Source organism: Mycobacterium sp., from assembly GCF_040509115.1.
Lineage (GTDB): Bacteria > Actinomycetota > Actinomycetes > Mycobacteriales > Mycobacteriaceae > Mycobacterium.
Genome location: NZ_JBEVLO010000197.1, coordinates 1 through 19,452 on the forward strand (window position 1 = coordinate 1; position 19,452 = coordinate 19,452).

Genomic DNA, 19,452 nt, shown 5'->3' on the forward strand with positions numbered 1-19,452 from the left:
CAGGAGCGGAGCGACCGGGGGTCAGGAGGGTGGTCGGGCATCTCTCGTCGGTCGGCTACCATTGCCGACGGAGGATTCGCCTAGTGGCCTATGGCGCTCGCCTGGAACGCGGGTTGGGTTAATAGCCCTCAGGGGTTCAAATCCCCTATCCTCCGCAGCGGTCCGGGCGCGACCAGGTCCTCAAAGAGCCTGGTCGCGCTCCGGCCCTGAGATGAGCACTACCTACTCGAGGAGGAGTATGCGGCGCTGGATCGCGATCCTGTGGCACGCATCATTCCTGGTGATCGCCGGGGCGCTCTACTTCTTCTTCGTGCTTCCCCGCTGGTTCGAGCTGACCGGCGCGTGGGGTTTCGCGCTGGGTCTTTCGATGCGCATCGTGTGCGGCACGCTGATCGGTCTCGCGGCCCTTCCCGTGGTATTCACCCTGCTGAGGACGCGCAGGCCGGAATTCGGGACGCCGCAGCTGGCGCTGTCTTTGCGGTTCTGGTCGATCGTTCTTCACGTGCTGGCCGCCGTGCTGATCATCGGCGCCGCCGTCAGCGAAATCTGGCTGAGCCTCGACGCGGTCGGGGTGTACCTGTTCGGCGTGTACGGAGCCGCGGCCGCGATCGCGCTGCTCGGCGCGCTGGGGTTCTACCTGGCCTTCGCCGCCGAGTTGCCGCCGCCACCGCCGAAGCCGCTCAAGCCTCGGGTCCAGGCCCGTCGGCGGGGTCGGGGCACCAAGGCCGACGAGGATTCGGTCGAGGAGGTCGACGAGACCGTCGGCGACGACACCCACGGCACTGACGGCACCGATGGCACCGACCGCACCGATGGCACGGACCCGGTCGACCTGACCAAGAAGCCCGCGGACGTCGAGCCGTCCGAGACCACCCCGGAGACCGACCGTCCAAACGCCCCCGACGCCGACGCTGATGCCGACGCCGCCCCCGACGCCGACGCCGCGCCGGTGACGAGCAACGGCTCCGGTAACGCCGATGGTTCGGGCGCCGATGAGTCGGGTAGCACATTGCGAAATCGGCGGCCGGGCGGAAAGCAGTCGTCCCGGCTGTTCGGACGTTCGCGTCGTGGCGTAGCCCTCGACGACTGACGTTCCGGGCTCGCGCTTCGACAGCCGCCGGTCGCACCGTCAGAATTGGTGGGATAGACCCAGCTAGGCGCGGAAGGTGGCCAATGCGCAGGTTCCACACAAGGTGGCGGTTCGCCGTCGTCTCCCTGGCTGGTGCCGCCGTCGCCGCGACGACCGCGTTGATGGGGGCCACGGTTGCGTCGGCCGTTCCCGCCGACCTCTCGGGGGTGGCTGCACAGGTCGAGCCCGCCGTCGCTCGCATCGACACGACCATCGACTACCAGCACGCCATCGGTGCAGGTACGGGCATCGTCCTCGATCCCGGTGGCGCCGTACTCACCAATTTTCACGTCATTCAGGGCGCGGACACCATCACGGCCACCGTCGCAGGGCGTCCGTACCAGGCCGACCTCGTCGGCTACGACCGCAGCGGCGACATCGCGGTGCTGCAACTCCGCGGCGCGGGCGGGCTCCCCGTGGCCGTCGTCGGCGACTCCTCTCAGCTGCGCGAGGGCGACCCGGTCGTCGCGCTCGGAAACGCTCAAGGGTCCGGCAGCCCGCTGACCCACGAGTCGGGTGAGGTGATCGGCTTCGGTCGGACGATCAGCGCCAAGGACGAGTTGACCGGGAGTTCCGAGCAGATGACCGGTCTGATCGAGTTCGCCGCCCCCGTGCGAGCTGGTGACTCGGGTGGGCCACTCATCAACGCGGCGGGGCAGGTCGTGGGCGTGACGACTGCGGCGACGGTCAACTTCCGGATGGGGCCCGGCGGCCAGGGCTTCGCCATCCCGATCAACGACGCCATGGGGATCGCCGGGCAGATCCGGTCGCAGGTGCCGACGGGAAGCGTCCACATCGGGCCACCGACGCTGCTCGGTGTCGGCGTCAGCGCCCGCAATCAGCAGGAGTCGCTGCCCGGCGTCATCATCTTCGAGGTGTTGCAAGGCGGGCCCGCCCAGCAGGCGGGGCTGCACGACGGCGACGTCCTTCTGAGCATCAACGGCACGCAGTTGAACTCAGCTACCACGCTGACCGACATCCTGGATCGGCACTATCCGGGTGACGTGGTGGACCTGGTGTGGATCGATCGCGCCGGTCAGCAGCTCAACGGTAAGGCGACTCTCTCGTCCTGAGCCCCTTCGGTGGCGTCCTCGACTTACCGCGGCTCACCAAAACTTTGGTCGTTGCCGGGCGAGCTTCAGTGACCTTTTGGCAGCGCTACCACATCGGCGTCCGCTACCGCCACGACAGGCCGTCGCGTCGTGCACCAAACGTCAAAATATGATCTAAGACACAGTTCAGCACGCCAGCCGGGCGCGGAACCAGGACCGGCAGGCGATCCTGGAAGCGGCAAACGGGTGGCCGACGATCACCCAGATACGCGCGGCACAGCTAATTGAAGGGTGATTACCAGCAGGTTTGCCCTCGTCCATCGCGTTGCGGCCGTCGCCAGTTCGGGTTGTTAACTCCCAGCGAACCCCGCTACATTGCGTGATAGCAGTGTCCGGCGGCCAAGGGGGAACGCGGTGGTGATGACCTTCGCAATGGTCTACCTGGTTGGATGCGTGTTGGTCACCCTCCCCGCCTACGTACTCAGCAGGCGGCTGACCAACCAGGAGGTGTCGTCGCTGAGTTCACTCGCCTTCAGCGTTCTTGCGGGGCTGCTGTGGCCGTTCCTGATCATCGGCGTCGTGGAGTTCAGTTCGCTGGCGGCGTGTTCGGCGAGTTCGGACGACGATGAGATTCCCGATTGGTGGTTCGACGGGGGCATGGCCAACGGCGTCGCCGTACCACTGCGTTAGGTGATCCCCCGCGCTCAGGCGTCGGCGGTCGGGTTGCCGTCCTCGTCCCAGTGCGCAGCGACCTTCTTGCTGGGCTGCACGCGCGGTGGCTCCCCCGGCATCTTGGGATAGCTCGGCGGGTAGGGCAGGTCGCCAAGCCCGCGGTCCTCGTCGGCTCGGACCATCTCCAGGAGCGGTTCCAGGGAGTGGGCGACGGCATCGATGGCGGCCCACGGATCCTCCCTGGTGGCGACGAGATCGGGCACCGTCGCGATGGTGTAGTCGTCGGGGTCGGCGCCTGCCAACTCCTCCCACGTCAACGGCGTGGACACCGTCGCAATCGGAGTCCGTCGCGCCGAGTAGGCCGAGGCAAACGTGCGATCGCGCGCGTTCTGGTTGTAGTCGATGAACAATCGCTCCCCGCGCTCCTCCTTCCACCAGGACGTGGTCACCGCGTCGGGAGCTCGCCGTTCCACCTCGCGGGCCAAGGCAATGCCTGCTCGACGCACCGCGATGAAGTCCCAGTCCGGCGCGATCCGGATGAAGACGTGCACGCCGCGGCCACCAGAGGTCTTCGGATAGCCGACGATGCCGAGCTCGTCGAGCACGGGTTTGAGAACGTCGACGGCGATCTCGCTGGCCTGTTCGAACGCGGTGCCCGGCTGCGGATCCAGGTCGATGCGCAACTCGTCGGGGTGCTCGGTGTCTGGACAGCGCACCTGCCACGGGTGCAGGGTGACGGTGCCCATCTGAGCCGCCCATGCGATCGACGACGCGTGCGTCACCTTGAGGGCATCCGCGGTGCGACCCGATGGGAAGGTGACCTGACAGGTCTGCAGATAGTCGGGATGCTTTGCCGGAACGCGCTTCTGGTAGATCTCCTCGCCGTCGATGCCGTCTGGGAAGCGCTGCAGGTGCGTTGGGCGGTCCCGCAGCACGGCCAGCATGGGCTCGGCGACTGAGAGGTAGTAGTCGAACAGCGCGCGCTTGGTGCCACCCGCGCCGAGCTTGGGGAAGTACACCTTGTCCGGACTCGTCAACCGGACGGGAACTCCGTCGACGTCGACTTCTGTTGCAGGCCCGAACTTGTCAGCCATTTGAGGACTCCAATACGTCGGACAGATCGTAGTTCAACGGCACGTCGAGCTGGGCGAAGGTGCAACTCGACGGCTCGCGGTCCGGTCGCCATCGGACGAACTTCACCGCGTGTCGAAAGCGTCGACCGTCCTTTACCCCTGCCGTCGCTTCGCTCGCCCCAGATGCGTTGCCCTCCATCTGGTCGTAGGCCACTTCGGCGACCCTCTCCGGGCGCACCGGGATCCACTGTTTGTCGGCCGCCGAATTCCATCGGCTGGGCTCGCCGTCGTTGACCTGATCGCCCTCGCGAAGCGGTTCGAGATCGGCGAGCATCCTTATGCGGTCCTTGACGCTGAATGATGCTGCACCGCCGACCATCTGGAGTACACCGTCGTCGCGATACAGTCCGAGAAGGACGGACCCGACGCCTTCGCCGCTCTTGTGGATGCGGTAGCCGATGGCCACGCAGTCCGCGTCGCGCTTGTGCTTGACCTTGACCATCTCACGCTTGCCGGGCAGGTAGTGGCCGTCGAGTCGTTTCGCGATCACCCCGTCCAGGCCAGCGCCCTCGAACGTGGTCAGCCATTGCGTCCCAAGTTCGGGGTCCTCGGTGGTGCGGGTGACGTGGCACCACGCCTTCTCGTCGACGAGGTCGAGCAACGCCTCGCGTCGCACTCGGAACGGTTGACGCAGTAGGGATTCGTCGGAGGTGGCCAGCGCGTCGAACCCGATGAAGTGGGCGGGCGTCTGCTCGGCGAGCATCGCCACGCGACTCTCTGCGGGGTGGATGCGCTGACTCAACGACTCCCAGTCCAGCCGAGTTCGGCCGTCGATCTCCCGCGGGACCACAACCTCGCCGTCGAGGACGCAACGCGGCGCGAGCTCGTCGCGCAGGGCGTCGAGGAGTTCGGGAAAGTAGCGGCCGAGTTCCTTGCCGCTGCGCGACTGCAGGACGACGTCGTCGCCGTTTCGGAATGCCAGCGCGCGGAAGCCGTCCCACTTCGGCTCGTACGACCACTTCCCAGGATCGTCGGGAACCTTGGTGGCCGCCTTGGCCAACATCGGTTCGACGGGGGGCTGCACGGGAAGGTCCACGGTGTCCATCCTGCTTCATCGGTCAATGACGGCCAGCCCTGTGCCGACGTTGGAATGGACTACCCATCGCGATGAAACTCATCACGCCGTGGGTGACGTCGCGCGCGTACTCGGCCGGGCCCCGTCATACCGTGCGGGGCTCCGGGGCCATGGCGTCGTACACCTCCCACCAGACGCGCTCGTAATCGACCGCGGAGAGTTCGCCGCGACGATGCATGGCGTGTGCGGTGACCAATGTGGTGGTCAACAGCCGGAAGGCACGTTGGCCTTCGACGAGGACCGGGTCGGCGCACCCCGCGAAGACGGACGCATGCAACGTGCGCACCCGGTGTTTGGCGTCACCGGCCATGACGAAGGCCGCGGCACCTGCGGTGACGCAAACACCGCAGGACACGGTCATCGCCTGAACCGGGCTGGTGATCTGCAGCAGGCCGACGTAGAGGACGAGCCACAGGAGCCCGCCCCAGCCGAACCAGCCGCGCCACACCCGCAGCCAGCGGCGTTCCTGCTTCGTGATACCGGGTGGGTAGACCACCAATCGATGTCGAGAAGCGCCGTAACGCGCAGGCGAGGAGACGATCGCCCCCCAGGGATGATCGCCATCGAGAAGCGCCGTCGAGAGGCGATGCCACGTGCTGCGGGGAAGGACAACGGTACTCACGGCTTCAGGTCTACCTCCGAAATCGGTCGACGGCCGCGATCCATACGGCTTCTTAACGGCCGCCGCTGTCGTGCGGTGCGCGGCAAGGGCAGCAGGTGTCCGTCACGAAGGGCGGACAATGAGTTCGTGCATCTGCCCGTCCTGCCACCCGTCTCCCCGATGCTGGCGAAGTCGGTGTCGGAGATCCCGCCCGGCTCGTCCTACGAACCGAAGTGGGACGGCTTCAGGTCGATCTGCTTCCGCGACGGCGACGAGGTCGAGTTCGGCAGCCGCAACGAGCGGCCGCTGACGCGGTACTTTCCCGAACTGGTCGCAGCGGTGCTCGCCGAGCTTCCGCAGCGTTGCGTCGTCGACGGCGAGATCGTCATCGCGACGGATCACGGGCTGGACTTCGATGCGTTGCAGCTGCGCCTGCATCCCGCCGATTCGCGGGTTCGAATGCTCGCCGAACGAACACCGGCATCCTTCATCGCCTTCGATCTGCTCGCCCTCGATGACCAGGACTTCACGGGGCGCCCATTCGAGGAACGCCGCGCCGCGCTCGTCGGCGCGCTGGCCGGCTCGGGTCCGCGTGTCCACGTCACCCCGGCCACCACCGAGCTAGCCACCGCGCAACGTTGGTTTTCGGAGTTCGAGGGCGCAGGCCTGGACGGAGTGGTCGCCAAGCCGTTGATGGGGTGCTACCAGCCCGACAAGCGGGTCATGTTCAAGATCAAGCATCAGCGGACCGCCGACTGCGTGGTCGCCGGTTACCGCCTGCACAAATCGGGGGACGACGCGATCGGGTCCTTGCTGCTCGGGCTGTACGGAGACGACGGCGCCCTCGCCTCGGTGGGCGTCATCGGGGCCTTTCCCATGGCGAGGCGCAGGCAGATGTTCACCGAGTTGCAGCCGCTGGTCACCGACTTCGTCGGCCATCCATGGAATTGGGCGGACCACGAAGCCTCGAAACCTGCGTCGGTGCGGAACGCCGGGTCACGCTGGAACGCAGGCAAGAGTCTCTCGTTCGTTCCGCTTCGCCCCGAGCTGGTCGTCGAGGTGCGCTACGACCACATGGAGGGCGAAAGATTCCGGCACACCGCGCAATTCAATCGGTGGCGCCCCGACCGGGACCCGCGCACGTGCACCTACGCGCAGCTCGACAGTCCCGTGACGTTCGAGCTCGACGACATCCTTCCCGGCCTCGGGCGCCGCTAGCGACCCTCCACGCGACGCGGATCACCTCGCTCAATGACGTGGGCCCGTCCGGCACCGGGTTCATCGCCCATCATCACCTTCCCGCAGGCGCCTCAACCCGCGGCGAGAAGTCACGCCGAGCTTGGCGTAGATCTTGCTCAGGTGCCACTCCACCGTGCGAGGGCTGATGAATAGGTGGCCGGCGATTTCGGAGTTGGTGTAGCCCTCACCCGCAAGCCGCGCGATATAGCCCTCCTGCGTCGTCAGAACCGTGGACGTTCTGGCCTCGTCCTTGCCGATCGCTGCGCCGGCAGCGTGAAGTTCGCGTCGGCAGCGTTCCGCGAATGCTGCGGCTCCCATCCGAACGAACATCTCGTGGGCGGTCCGCAAACGATCGCTTGCGTCGGCCCGGCGGTTGGCGCGCCGCAGCCATTCACCAAAGATCAGGTGGGTACGCGCGGTGAGAACCACGAGGGGTGAGCGCTCCAATTCCGTGATCGCCCTGCGATATTCGCTCTCAGCAGCAGACCCGTTGCTGACCAGGGCTCTCGCCCGGGCCGCGTAGCCGAGCGCGGTCGCAGTTCCCGTGGCTTCGGCACGTGCGATCAGTTGACCCGTCGCAGCGCGTGCGATGTCGGTATTGCCGGACCGAGCAGCGGCCTCGACCATTTCGTTGAGCACGTGCCCGAACATTCCGACGTCGTCGTACTCAAGGGCTGACGTGCACGCCGCCAGGGCGTCGTCATACTGCCCGAGTCCGTTGTGTAGCACTGCCGCGGAGAACAGGGCGACGGTGACCTCGGTGCCCTCACCGCGCTTGGTGGCTTCGTCGATGGTGGAGTTCACGAGTTTGCGGCCCAGATCCTCTTGTCCGCGGCAGGCCGCGAGGTAGCACCGGATGGAGTGGTGGGGTGGCGCACCGGTGGCAGCGGAGATGGCATCGGACCGTTCGAGTAGCTCAGCGGCGTGGGCGAAGTCGGCCGATGTGACGGCCACGCTTGCGTTGGCGGTCAATGCCGCAGGAGAGACGGTCAACTCGCCTGCAGCGCTGAGCATCTCGAGTTGACGGGCATTGAGCGCACCGTAGGTGTCCTGATCGAAGAGATCGAGGAGGACTCGATTGGTGATGTCGTGCCAACGAGGGTCCGCTACGCCCGCCTCCTCATCCCTCAGGTACTCGCCGACGGCCCGCTTCAACAGCGGGACGGCCGCGGTGTGGCCCTCGGTGAGCCGGACGACGAGCCCGTCGAGAAATAGGTCGACCGCCGTCGGCGGATCCGAGGCGGGCGGGGCCCGCCGTGCTGATTCGGCAACCGCTGCGGCGGAAGCCTTCTCGGTGACCGCGAGACGACCGATGATCATCGCCGCCATCAGCGCCTCCAGATGGGTCTCGCGCGCGAGTCCCGGATCCAGGGTGCGTAGCCGTTCGGCCGCCGCGAGCAGCAGCGGAGGAGCGTCGCGTCCTCGGCTGGTGGCGAACGCGATCTTGGCGCGGAGCAAGTCGGCTCGCGCACTGAGCAATTGATCCTCGACGCGCGAGACTGCCATGAGCAATCGAGCGGCGGAGTCCGGGTCGCCAGCGTCGACCTTGGCCTGCGCCGCGGCGAGGGCTCGCTCGGCCCGACGAGCGGGGTCCGGCGTCAGTTCGACGGCATAGGCCAGGAACGCCGCGGCCGCGGTGGCGCCGCCACGACGGCGGGCTCGGTCTGCGGACTCCACCAGTTGGACGGCCACCGTCTCATCGGGTGCGTCCGCGGCGTGGGCGCGGTGCCAGGCTCGATGCTCGTCAGCGCCGGGACCGGAGATCACGTCTGCCAGCGCGGCGTGGGCCTGCCGCCGTGCCGAATGGGAGGCGTTGCGGTAGACGGCTGAACGAACGAGCGGATGCCGGAATCGCAAGCGGGATTCGACGGCGATCAGGCCGCTCCGCTCCGCGGGGAGGGTTGCCTCCCTGCCGATTTCGAGCTGGGCGGCCGCTGCCCACAACCACGCAGGCTCACCCGTCGGCTCGGCCGCCGCGAGCAGCAGGAGTGTCCGCGTCTGCGGAGGCAGCTCACCCAGTCGGTGGTCGAAGGTCCGCTCGAGTCGGCTCGCCAACGGCTTGGCGTTGGCCAATCCGTATCCGCCTGCCAACTGCGCAGGCGCGAGCGCACGGTGCAATTCAAGCAGGGCCAGCGGATTCCCGTCCGCCTCGGCCAGGATGTTGTCGCGCGTGGTCTCATCGAGTCGGCCGGGCATCACCGCGCCGAGCAGTGCGCGGGCATCGACATTGGCAAGCCCGCCCAGAGTCAGGTCGGGAAGACCGGCCAGTTCATCGGTGCCGCCGACATCGCGAGCGGCGAAGATCATCACCACCGGGTCGGCGATCAACCGACGAGCCACGAACGCCAGCGTGAGTAGTGAGGCGCGGTCAATCCACTGAGCGTCATCGATGATGCAGACGGTGGCTCGCTCTGCGCCTGCGTCACCGAGCAACGTCAGCACCGCCAGGCCCACCAGGAAGCGATCCGGCACACCACCTTCGCGCAATCCCAGTGCTACGCGCAGAGCCTTCGCCTGCGGATCCGGTAACCGGTCGATGCGACTGAGTAGCGGGGCACACAGCTGCTGCACGCCTGCGTAGGCGAGCTCCATTTCCGACTCCGCACCGCTAAGAGCAATGGTCCGAAGATCGGCGGCCTTGGCGCGGACGTCGACGAGCAACGCCGTCTTGCCGATGCCTGCGTCACCACGAAGGACCAGAACCCCGCTCCGCCCGCCCCGGGCGCGGTCCAGCAGCTCGGCAAGTGTGTCTTGCTCGTGTTTCCGTCCCACCAGCGGTCCACGTCCGAGAACCCCGCCCATGTCGGTCATCTTCGCACGTCAGACCGCCCGCAGCGGCACGGAGTGACGGCCGTGGTCGGCCGCCGGGCTGGCACGACTGGGTGGCGTGTCGCTGGGCCCCGGGTGGCCCGGGTCTGCGCGCGACCCGGGGTTTCCACCGGGTGGGCGTGCCTCCCGGGGGTGTGTGATTTCTGCAGCTGAGTTGCCCAACTTCCTCCACGAAGGGCTCGACCGATGACCGACCAGAAGACCGTTCACGACGTCACCTACGACCTGCTCCGGACCCTGGGATTGACCACGGTGTTCGGCAACCCGGGCTCCACCGAGCAGACCTTCCTGCAGGACTTCCCCGACGACTTCACCTACGTGTTGGGCCTGCAGGAAGCCTCCGTGCTGGCGATGGCCGACGGCTTCGCCCAAGCCACCGGTCAGCCTGCGTTGGTCAACTTGCACACTGCCGCCGGTACCGGCAACGCGATGGGCAGTCTCATCGCCGCCTACCGTGCGAACACGCCACTGATCGTGACTGCCGGTCAGCAGACCCGTGAGATGTCGTTGTGTGATCCGTACTTGAACAATCCCGACGCGACGGTGATGCCGCAACCGTGGGTCAAATGGGCCTACGAGCCTGCCCGTGCCGAGGACGTGCCTGCGGCGTTCATGCGCGCCTACGCGGTGGCGACTCAGCCGCCGGCCGGTCCGGTGTTTCTGTCGATCCCGCTCGACGACTGGAACAAGCCTGCGCTGGGCCCCGCGGTGGTCAGGACGGTCAGCAGGCGCGTCCAGCCCGACGCCGAACGGCTGCGCGAGTTCGCCGACCGGATCAGCAGGGCGGAGCGGCCACTGCTGTTGCTGGGGCCCGAGGTGGACCGCGGCGGAGCCTGGGATGCAGGCATCGCCTTCGCCGAGAAACTACGGGCACCGGTCCGAGGCAGCGCACTGTCCGACAGGTGCTCGTTTCCCGAGGATCACCCGCTGTACGGGGGCCCGCTTCCGCTGACGATCGCCGGTGTCAACGAGGCCCTGCGCGGTTTCGACCTGGTGATCGTGATCGGGGCACAGGTGTTCCGGTACTACCCCTACGTGGCGGGGGACTACCTGCCGGAGGGAACCGAGGTGTTGCAGATCACCGCCGATCCCCACCTCGCCGCGGTCGCGCCGGTGGGTGACAGCCTGGTCGGCGACATGGGGACCGTCCTCGAGCAGCTCTTGCACCTCGTCGACGTGCCGACCGACCGACAGGCACCTCCAGGCTTGAGGAGGGATTCCACCGTCGAGCTCCCGGTGGCGTCCGCACCGCTCCTGCCGAACGACGTCTACGCCGTGTTGAGCTCGGTCAAGCCCGACGACGCTGCGGTGGTCATGGAGTCCACGTCCACGCTGGCCGACCTCATTCATTGGCTGCCCACCCGTCGTACGGGCAGCTTCTTCGCGACGGGCAGCGGCGGCATCGGGTGGGGTGTCCCGGCAGCTGTCGGCATCGCGCTCGGCGACCGGGCTCGCGGCGTGAAGCGGACCATCGTCGCTTCGATCGGCGACGGCTCGTTCCAGTACTCGATCCAGGCCATCTGGACAGCGGCGCAGCACGAGCTGCCCATCGTGTTCGTGGTGCAGCGCAATGGCGAGTACTGCGTCCTGAAGTCATTCGCGCTTCTGGAGGAGACGCCCAACGTACCCGGGCTCGACTTGCCCGGGCTCGACATCGCGTCACTGGCAAAGGGTTTCGGCTGCCGGACGGCGACCGCGGGCAGCACCGAGGAGCTCGCCAGCGAGTTCAAGGCGGCGTTGGAAGCCGACGGACCCACCGTCATCGTGGTGCCCACTCAGCCGCAACTACCGTTCCTGGGCTAAGTGATGCCGGTCTACACGTGCACAACCGTGCGGTCGACGCTGAGCGCCGAGACGAAGGCCAATCTGGCTGGCGAGGTGACCAGGATCCATTCGATGATCAATCACGTCCCAGGCACGTACGTCAACGTGGTCTTCCATGAATTGGCCGAGGACGACGTCTATACCAACGGCCAACCCGCACAACCGCTTCTGATCAACGGGTGGGTCCGCACTGGCCATCCCGAGGCTCAAAGCAGCCAGCTGGTGGCCGAGATCGCTGCCGCGGCATCCCGGGTCACGGGCATTCCGGCCCAGCGCGTCCTGGTCGTGATTCAAAACAGCCCAGCACACTTCGCCATCGAGGGTGGGCGCGTGCTACCCGCACCCGGGGAGGAAGAGGCCTGGCTACGCGCACAGTCCACCGGAGGATCTGATTGAAATGGCCACTCACATATCGCAAGTCGTCACGACGGATGCCACGTCCATGACGCGTTTCGCCGACGCCGTCGGTACCTACGCCGACGTGATCACCGATGGCGCAGAGCTCACCGAACGCGGCCGTGACTACTGGGGCGTCGGGGGGATGGCAGGATTGCTCCTGCGTCCTCACGGCCGCGACGACATCGCCGCCATCATGCGGCTCGCGTCCGAACACCGCGTCCAGATAGTCCCGCGGGGCGGGGCGTCGAACTGCTCGGGAGGGATGATGCCTGCCTCGGGCACCGCTCTGCTCGACCTGTCGGGCCTCAATCGGATACTCGGCGTCGACGTCGAGAACCGACGAGCCCGAGTGGAACCCGGTGTCATCAACTCCGACCTGCAGGCGGCACTGGCTCCGCACGGCTTGTGCTTCTCACCTGATCCGGTGTCGGCGCATCTGGCCACCGTGGGGGGGAACATCATCGAAAACGCGGGTGGCCCCCACGCTTTGAAGTACGGCGTCACCTACAACCACGTTCTCTCCGTCGAGGTCGTACTCCCCGACGGATCCACCACCAGCTTCAGCGCGGACGACGAAGGCCCCGACCTGCTCGGTGTCCTCATCGGCTCGGAAGGCACGCTCGGCATCGTCACCGGAGCCACCGTCGCGCTGCGGCCGATCGCCGAGGTCACCCACAGCCTGATGGGTGCGTTCGCCTCGGCCCGCGAAGGCGCCGACACCATCGCCGCGGTCATCGCCAGCGGTGTCGTGCCTGCGGCCGTGGAGTGGCTCGACCGCGCGGGTATCGCCGGGCTGCAACAGTTCTACGACACCGGCTATCCGCTGGACGCCGATTCCATCGTGCTGATCGACGTCGATGGCACCGCCGCCGAGGTCGCCAACGACCAGCCCGTCGTCGAGCGGATCCTGCGCGAGCGGGCCACCGAGGTTCGGATAGCAGAGGACGACGAGGACCGCGCCGCGCTGTGGTACGGCCGCCTCAACGCCCCCAACTCGGTGGTGCAGAGCGGCAAGGGCTTCTTCATCGGTGACGTCACCGTGCCCCGCGATCGAATCCCCGAGATGCAAGAAGCCATTCAGGCCACCGCGGCGCGCCACGTCGACGGGTTGCTGTTCATCGCGGTCTGCGGCCACGCAGGCGACGGCGACCTGCATCCCACGACGTTCTTCGACAAGGACAATCCGCTGGCGGCGTCCGCGCTGGAAGCAGCCAACAACGAAATCATCGAAGCTGCACTCGGTTTGGGCGGCACCATCACCGGCGAGCATGGAGTTGGCACCGAGAAGATCCAGTTCATGACCAAGCGTTTCACCCCGGTGGAGATCGCCGCCCAGCGTGCGATCAAGACCGCGTTCGACCCTGCCGGGCTGCTCAACCCCGGGATCATGCTTCCCACGCCGTCTCCAGAAGAGCCCGATGCCAGTGCATTCGGGGCGGCCGTCCGCGACGCCATCACCGGCGGCCTCACCCCGGCTTCAGACGCCCGGCTCACCGCCGGTGACAGCACCGACATCGCCATCAACCTCGGCAACCTCAGCCTCGTCGCCGGGGCAGACGTGACCGTCGCCGAGCTCAGCCGCTACCTCGGCGGGCATGGCGTCACCTGTGCCGCGGTCCCCACCACCGGTGTAGACCGCACGATCGGGGAGGTGGTGGCCACCGCCACCGGCGCCGAACGGGAACACGTCAGACATGCCCTGCTCGGCGCCCACGTCACCGTCATAGACGGCCAGGCACCGGCCCGGTTCGGCGCCGAGACCATGAAGGACGTCGCCGGATACGACACCAAACGACTCTTCATCGGCGCGCACGGCGCGTTTGGCGCCTTGACGACGCTGGTGTTCAAGATCGCGGTCGTGGCCTGACCCTCGCTCGTTGCGCGGACGCTCAGCGCGTTCGAGCAGCCGCTACCGCCCCGACGCGTACAGGTGGATCAGTCCGCTCGCCACCGCGAAGCGGGGGCCGTGCAGGCCGTCGATGTTGGCCCGCCCGACGACGACGGGCACCGCGCGCAGCGCTTCGGCGACGGTGCGCAGCAGTTCGTCGTCAAGGGCGCCGCCACCGGCCAGGACGAGAGCGGTGGGCGGACGCTCGAAACCCCGCATGCACCTGGCGATGTTGGACGCGACCGTCTCCTGCTTGATCGCCAGCCGCAGGCTGCGCCACTCCTCGGCGGCCAGCCGGTTGGAGAACGGCACCAAACCCGCACTGCCCCTGGTGCAGAGCCTGCCGATGGCATCGGACTGTGCGGGGGCGTCCAGGAAGACGCGGCGGCCGTCCTCCTCGTGCGCGACGTGGGGTCCCTCGACGCGCACGGCGGGGGTGCGCTTGACGCGTTCGGCCAGCGCCCGCGGGATGCCGAGGACGCGCGCGACGGCGACGGTGATGGTCTCCCCTGCTCCCGCGGCGACGACGGTGGTGTCCGCCCCGATGAGATCGATGGTGCCGCCGCCGATGTCACACACCACCGAATCGGACGGCAGCCCGGGTGTCGTGCGGGCCCCGGAGGCCGCGGCTTCGGGCTCGGTGGCCAGGGTTCGCGCGGTCCTGCCGGTCAGCTCGGTGAGTGTGCTTGCGGCGTCGGACACTTCGTCGGCGGCGAGCATGGCGACGACCGTGCCGTGGGCATCGGCGACCCCGCGTCGCAGCCAGGACCCGTTGTCGATCGAGGACAGATCCGTGAAGTACGCGTCCTCCACCGCGACGCCGTGCTGCGCGACGGGCACCGCCGCCAACCGGATGCGTCGGACGCTGCCGGGTGGCGCGAGGCGCAGGACGGCGTGGGCCTGAGCCGGCGAATATCGCTGCACGACCCCGTCGATCAGGCAGTCGACGTAGTCGTCGTCGACGGCGGGTGACGGAGGCGGCCCGGTGCGACGGGTCACGGCGATGGCCGCGGAATCGGCCAGTTCGCGGCAGAACTCCGCGACGTTCACGATGTCGTCGGCGGGCAGGTCCAGCGCCGCCGACAGCGCGATCGGATCGGCCATCGCGCGATAGGAGCGACCCGTCTCGACGACCTCGACCGCGATCAGAGCACCGGGTTCGAGACCGTCGACGTCGGCTTCGTCCACGACGGGGACGTCCACGGGGATGCGGTTTCTGATCAGCACGGCATCGTCCTGCGCGACGAGAACGCCTGCGATGCGCCAGCCGGCCGCGACCGCGTCGGAGATCGCTCCGGCCGCCACCTCGAAGTCGACGGAGCCGTCCACCGACACGATCACCTGGCCGTCCGCCGGGTCGTCGGCGAGGTCCCGTAGCCGAACATGTTTTCCCACACCGTATCCCGCACCGGCGGGCGTACTCGCGTCGGGCTTGCGGAGGCTCCGGACCGGTGCGCGGGGCGTCGAGGCGCGCGGGATCGGCGCGGTGGCCGTGTCTACGGGCCGCAGCACCGAGAGCAGGAGCTCGTCGGCGACCACCCGAGCCTCGACCTCGATCCGGTGCAGGAGCGCGGCCGCGCCGACGAGCGATTCGCGGGAGCCCTTGCGGCCACGGGTCGGCGCCTCACCGTGGGCCAGCGTCGTCACCGTGCCATCGTGCACCCGCGCGAGGACGATCTCCGTGGTGTGGTTGCCGACGTCAACGCCTGCGACCACCCAGCCTGCGAGCACACCGCTCAACGCAACAGACCCCGCCTGGCGTAGACCACGGCGGCCTGGCGCACCAGCTCCGCACACCGCGCGGCGCCGCGCGTCTCCAGGGACTGCTGCAGGTCGTCGAGCTGGTCGACGGTCGAGCGGTGGGGACGCAGCGCCTCGTACAGGGCCAGCACCTCGTCACCGTCCATCACGGCCAATTCGGCTGCACGCAGGAAGTTCTCGGCTAGCTGCGGGTTGCCGCCCTCCTCGGCGACGACGGCCTGGTGGGCCAGCGCGACGGGATCCATTCGCAGGTCGGACAGTCCGAGCTTGCCGTCGACGGCGTTCTCCACCGTGAACTGGTCACTGTCCAACTTCATGGTCGCCTCACCTCCACGGTGACAGGTGGCTGGCCCGGTTCACAGGCCTCGCGCTCCAACGCCACCAGGGCGACGGCACGGGCATGGTAGCGAGCCGAGATCGACTCATCGGTACCGCCGGTGAAGATCGGCGTCGGCGCCATGCCCTTGGCGTGCCTAGCGGCGTTCTTGCCGAGTTCGCGATAGGTCTTGGCGTCCAGAAGCGGCGCCACGCTGAGCAGTTCGAGGTTCGCCAGAGGGGCGAGGTCGCGCCGATGGATCAGCGAAGTCCCCTTGCCCTGCAGCCCGATTCCGATTCCGGAACCCGACAATCGCGCGGCGGTCAGCCCGATCAACCCGACGTCGATGGTGGACCGCACCCGCACCAGCCGCGGGGTGCAGCCCTCCTCCTCGAGTCCGGCCGAGATCTGCCGCAACACCTCCCCGACTGTCAACCCGCACAAGGTGAGCCAGACGCTGCGGCCCCACGCCGGGGAGAGGCCGATGCACACTTCCCTCGGGTCGCTGCCCTGTCGGGCCTGTTCGACGTCGGTGACGATCACGTGGTCGCGATGTTCGGCCTGATCCGCCGTCAACTGCGCCGACGTCTTGGCCTGCCGGATGGCGTCGACTTCTGCGCGCCGTTGCTCGGTCATCGCGTAACCCGTTGCAGGGCCTTCGTAGTCGTTGGGGTCGGTGATCTTCGAGAGGATGCGAAACTGCTCGTCGAAGATGGCCGAGGTTTGCAGCTGGTCACCGCGGAGCCGCTCGCGGGTGAGGTGCATGATGGCCTCCGCCTCCGGCTCGAACCCGGTCCGCTGCAGCGAGGCGATCACGTCGAACACGGTGAGCTGTCGGGCCTCGATGGACGCGGCGGCCTCGGCCACCATCTTGGGGTGCCCTGCGGACAGATCGCGGGATCCGTTGGCGTTCACCACCTCCTCGACCCTGGCATCGTCGTAGTCGGCCAGCCCGAGATCGCGGTAGACGGCCTGGACGGCCTTCGCGCCCCGCGTGCGGACGGCCCTCAGGTGTTCGGGTGACACGGTGCGCAGACCGCCGTCGGCGCCCCAGTCTCGTTGCAGCACCAGGAAGTCGTCCATGTCGTCGGAGTTGAAGTTGGACAGCGCGAATGCGTTGTCGTAGCGGGGGATCGACCCGAAGCCGGAGAAGATGAAGTCCGCGCCCGCCAAGAGGACGGGCAGGGTGTGCGCGCTGCGGCGCACGTCGGACTCCGAGATCAGGTTGTCGTTGCCCGCGCACGACTCCAGATCGCGCATCATCACCATCAGGTTTTCGGCGAGCAGCTCCTTCATGCCGTCGGGCACGGCGGCGACAACGCCGACGCCGTCGATGCCACCGTTCTGCACGCCCTGGGAGCCGAGGGCCCTGGCCAGCGAGACGCACCGCGACTCCAGGTACAGGATCGAGCACTTCTCGGCCGCGCCCATCAGGACTTCGGCACCACCTCCGCTGGTGACCCGCATCTTCAGGCCGCGCGATGCGTACGCCGACGTGAGGATCGCCTTGCTGAACGGCGTGTCGTCGCCATCCACGAATACCTGCTCGGTGCCGTAGATGGAGATGGTCTCGGCGTAGCTGGTCAACCCGCGCAGGCCCAGGCGCAGCTCGAGGGCCTCCTCGATCGAGCACTGCGCCATGGCCCCAGGAGCACCGACCTGGCTGCCGATCAACAGCGCGACGGCGTTCGAGGGGGCGTCACCGAGAACCGGCACCGTGGTCTCGACCTCGCGAAAACCGTAGGCGACGGCACTGGCCGCGTCGGCCGCGATGAGCAGGGGGTCGTCGAGCTGGTTGGTGACGTGCGCCTGGTTGCTCGGCGTCCGGCGAGCGCGCATCTTGTGCATCGCCATCTGCATCTCGACGGGCGAGAGGATGGCCATCACCCGCGCCAGCTTGGCGGGCGTGGTGCCACCGATCAGGCGCACCACCTCCGCCCTCGGCACGTTCACGTCGACCGCCATGCGGGCGAGCGTCACGTCGTCGAGTGCCATCGCCTCCTCGGCCACGTCGAGGTCGATGCCGTAGCGGGCGACGAACTCGTCGATGACGTCGAAGTCGACGGCCGCCTTGCCGTCCAGTTCGACGACGCGTCGCCCACCAGGGCCGTCGGCCAACACCAGCGACGGGGTCGGGTCGTGCGGACTGCGCATCGCGACGAGCCCCAGATCGGGGTCGGTGACGCTGAACCCGTCGAGGTTGACCGGTTTGGCGTCGAGGACGCGGAACCGGCCCAACTGGTCAGCCACGAAGACCTCCTCCGGCCGGGAACTCTAGTCGCGAACCTCGCTGTCCTCGTACACGATCCGGCCGATCAAGTCGTAACGGCGTGGGTCACGGAACTTGAAGTACAGCGCCATCGCGCCGCCGAGCACGAACAGGCCGACGACGATCCACGGGGTCATCTTGAACAACAGTGTGCCCGACGCGGCGCCTGCGGCGGTGTCCTTGTGAACCCACAGCAGATACACCACGTACAGCATGCCGATGCCGCCGAGCAGCGGAGCGAGGAACGTCTTGAACCAGTGCGCACTGGACGGGTGGTTCTTGTGGAAGTGGAAGTAGGCGATGACGGCGAATGCACACAGTGACTGCACGATGAGGATCGCCATGGTGCCCAAGATCGCCAGCAGTCCGTACAGGTGGACGTATGGGTCCATGCCTGCGAAGAAGAACGCCAGGACGAGGACCAACGTGATGGCGGTCTGCACGAATGAGGCGATGTAGGGCGATCCGTGCGTGGGATGAGTTGCCCCCAGCGTCTTCTGCAGGCCCGCCGACAAGCCCTCACGCCCGAGGGCGTACAGGTAGCGGGACGCACAGTTGTGGAACGCCATGCCGCAGGCGAACGATCCCGTCACCAGCAGCAGCTTGAACAGGGTGATGGCCCAGTCGCCGTAGGTGGACTGCACGGGATCGAAGAAGATGTTGCCCGCCGTCGCCGGGTCCTGCGCCAGCTCGACGGCCTTCTGCGGTCCGGTGCCCGCGATCGCCATCCACGAGATGAAGACGTAGAAGATGCCCACGCCGAGGACGCTGATCATGGTGGCGCGCGGGATGATTCGCTTCGGGTCCTTGGATTCCTCGCCGTACATCGCGGTCGACTCGAAGCCGACCCACGACCAGAAGGCGAAGAACAACCCGAGTCCCGCGGTGGCGCCGGCGATCCCGGCCGCTGGCTGGAAGGCCCCGACGGGGTTGAGCGTCTCGGCGACGGCGAAGCCATCCGGACCGCCGCCCTTGAACAACACCGACAGCGCTCCCAGCGACAGCATGGCGATCTCGGTGACGAGGAACACCCCGAGCACCTTGGCCGCCAGACTCACGTCGAAGTACGTCAGGATGCAGTTGAGGATCAGCATCAGCATCGCGGGCACCAACCACGGCACCGCGACGCCGAACTCCGTCTTGACGAAGTCCTGGAAGAAGAACGAGAAGATGCCGATCAGCGAACCCTCGAACACGACGTAGGCCATCGTGATGATCACTCCGCTGGCGAAACCCACCACCTTGCCGAGCCCGTGCGCGATGTA

15 protein-coding genes and 1 tRNA gene are annotated in these 19,452 nt (G+C 67.6%); 8 read left to right on the top strand and 8 right to left on the bottom strand.

What is annotated here, in order from left to right:
* The first annotated feature begins 69 nt into the window (after positions 1–69).
* The 4 genes from ABW137_RS13895 to ABW137_RS13910 all read left to right on the top strand — a co-directional run bounded on the left by ABW137_RS13895 (position 70) and on the right by ABW137_RS13910 (position 2,871).
* Positions 70–155 (top strand) — tRNA-Ser (locus ABW137_RS13895).
* A gap of 83 nt (positions 156–238) precedes the next feature.
* Entirely contained in the window at positions 239–1,090 is an 852-nt protein-coding gene (gene lucA / locus ABW137_RS13900) for a lipid uptake coordinator LucA (protein ID WP_526400827.1), read from the top strand.
* An 83-nt stretch (positions 1,091–1,173) separates the two neighbouring features.
* Positions 1,174–2,202 carry a S1C family serine protease gene (locus tag ABW137_RS13905; RefSeq protein ID WP_526400829.1) on the top strand — a complete coding sequence of 343 codons (1,029 nt, stop codon included), beginning with the start codon at positions 1,174–1,176 and terminating at the stop codon, positions 2,200–2,202.
* A 399-nt stretch (positions 2,203–2,601) separates the two neighbouring features.
* Positions 2,602–2,871, top strand: a complete 270-nt coding sequence (locus ABW137_RS13910) for a hypothetical protein (RefSeq protein WP_526400831.1) — start codon at positions 2,602–2,604, stop codon at positions 2,869–2,871.
* Between the two features lie 14 nt (positions 2,872–2,885).
* Here the strand turns inward: ABW137_RS13910 and ligD are convergent, their stop codons facing one another.
* From ligD to ABW137_RS13925, 3 genes are all read right to left on the bottom strand, one after another.
* Positions 2,886–3,947: a non-homologous end-joining DNA ligase gene (gene ligD, locus ABW137_RS13915; RefSeq protein ID WP_526400833.1), complete on the bottom strand. Its 1,062-nt coding sequence runs from the start codon at positions 3,945–3,947 to the stop codon at positions 2,886–2,888.
* The gene (locus ABW137_RS13920) at positions 3,940–5,031 is read right to left on the bottom strand and encodes an ATP-dependent DNA ligase (RefSeq protein ID WP_526400835.1); all 1,092 of its coding nucleotides are present in this window, start codon (positions 5,029–5,031) and stop codon (positions 3,940–3,942) included. The genes ligD and ABW137_RS13920 overlap by 8 nt, the downstream gene beginning before the upstream one ends.
* Positions 5,032–5,146: 115 nt before the next feature.
* Positions 5,147–5,683 carry a DUF6611 family protein gene (locus ABW137_RS13925; RefSeq protein ID WP_526400837.1) on the bottom strand — a complete coding sequence of 179 codons (537 nt, stop codon included), beginning with the start codon at positions 5,681–5,683 and terminating at the stop codon, positions 5,147–5,149.
* Between the two features lie 126 nt (positions 5,684–5,809).
* On the opposite strand from ABW137_RS13925, the gene ABW137_RS13930 reads away from it, so the two are divergent.
* On the top strand, positions 5,810–6,880 hold the full coding sequence (locus ABW137_RS13930; protein ID WP_526400839.1) for an ATP-dependent DNA ligase: 1,071 nt from the start codon (positions 5,810–5,812) through the stop codon (positions 6,878–6,880).
* Positions 6,881–6,940: 60 nt separating this feature from the next.
* On the opposite strand, the gene ABW137_RS13935 is transcribed toward ABW137_RS13930, so the two are convergent.
* Positions 6,941–9,712 carry a helix-turn-helix transcriptional regulator gene (locus ABW137_RS13935; RefSeq protein ID WP_526400841.1) on the bottom strand — a complete coding sequence of 924 codons (2,772 nt, stop codon included), beginning with the start codon at positions 9,710–9,712 and terminating at the stop codon, positions 6,941–6,943.
* Between the two features lie 204 nt (positions 9,713–9,916).
* Here ABW137_RS13935 and mdlC point away from each other — a divergent pair, with 204 nt between their 5' ends.
* Genes mdlC through ABW137_RS13950 form a run of 3 tightly spaced genes read left to right on the top strand, consistent with a single transcriptional unit; the run spans position 9,917 to position 13,820 of the window.
* The gene (mdlC, locus tag ABW137_RS13940; RefSeq protein ID WP_526400843.1) at positions 9,917–11,533 is read left to right on the top strand and encodes a benzoylformate decarboxylase; all 1,617 of its coding nucleotides are present in this window, start codon (positions 9,917–9,919) and stop codon (positions 11,531–11,533) included.
* 3 nt (positions 11,534–11,536) lie between these two features.
* Positions 11,537–11,950 (top strand): tautomerase family protein, encoded by a 414-nt coding sequence (locus ABW137_RS13945; RefSeq protein WP_526400845.1) that lies wholly within the window; start codon positions 11,537–11,539, stop codon positions 11,948–11,950.
* Position 11,951: 1 nt separating this feature from the next.
* The gene (locus tag ABW137_RS13950; RefSeq protein ID WP_526400847.1) at positions 11,952–13,820 is read left to right on the top strand and encodes an FAD-binding oxidoreductase; all 1,869 of its coding nucleotides are present in this window, start codon (positions 11,952–11,954) and stop codon (positions 13,818–13,820) included.
* 42 nt (positions 13,821–13,862) lie between these two features.
* Here the strand turns inward: ABW137_RS13950 and ABW137_RS13955 are convergent, their stop codons facing one another.
* The 4 genes from ABW137_RS13955 to ABW137_RS13970 form a co-directional block, all read right to left on the bottom strand.
* Positions 13,863–15,572, bottom strand: coding sequence for a diol dehydratase reactivase ATPase-like domain-containing protein (locus tag ABW137_RS13955; protein WP_526400855.1), 1,710 nt, complete (start codon positions 15,570–15,572; stop codon positions 13,863–13,865).
* 5 nt (positions 15,573–15,577) lie between these two features.
* On the bottom strand, positions 15,578–15,919 hold the full coding sequence (locus ABW137_RS13960) for a diol dehydratase small subunit (protein ID WP_526400849.1): 342 nt from the start codon (positions 15,917–15,919) through the stop codon (positions 15,578–15,580).
* Complete coding sequence (locus ABW137_RS13965; protein WP_526400851.1) at positions 15,916–18,168, bottom strand: propanediol/glycerol family dehydratase large subunit; 2,253 nt, start codon at positions 18,166–18,168, stop codon at positions 15,916–15,918. Before ABW137_RS13965 ends, ABW137_RS13960 begins: the two co-directional genes overlap by 4 nt.
* Positions 18,169–18,192: 24 nt before the next feature.
* Positions 18,193–19,452 (bottom strand): amino acid permease (locus tag ABW137_RS13970; RefSeq protein ID WP_526400853.1); only part of this gene is annotated, 1,260 nt, incomplete at its 5' end.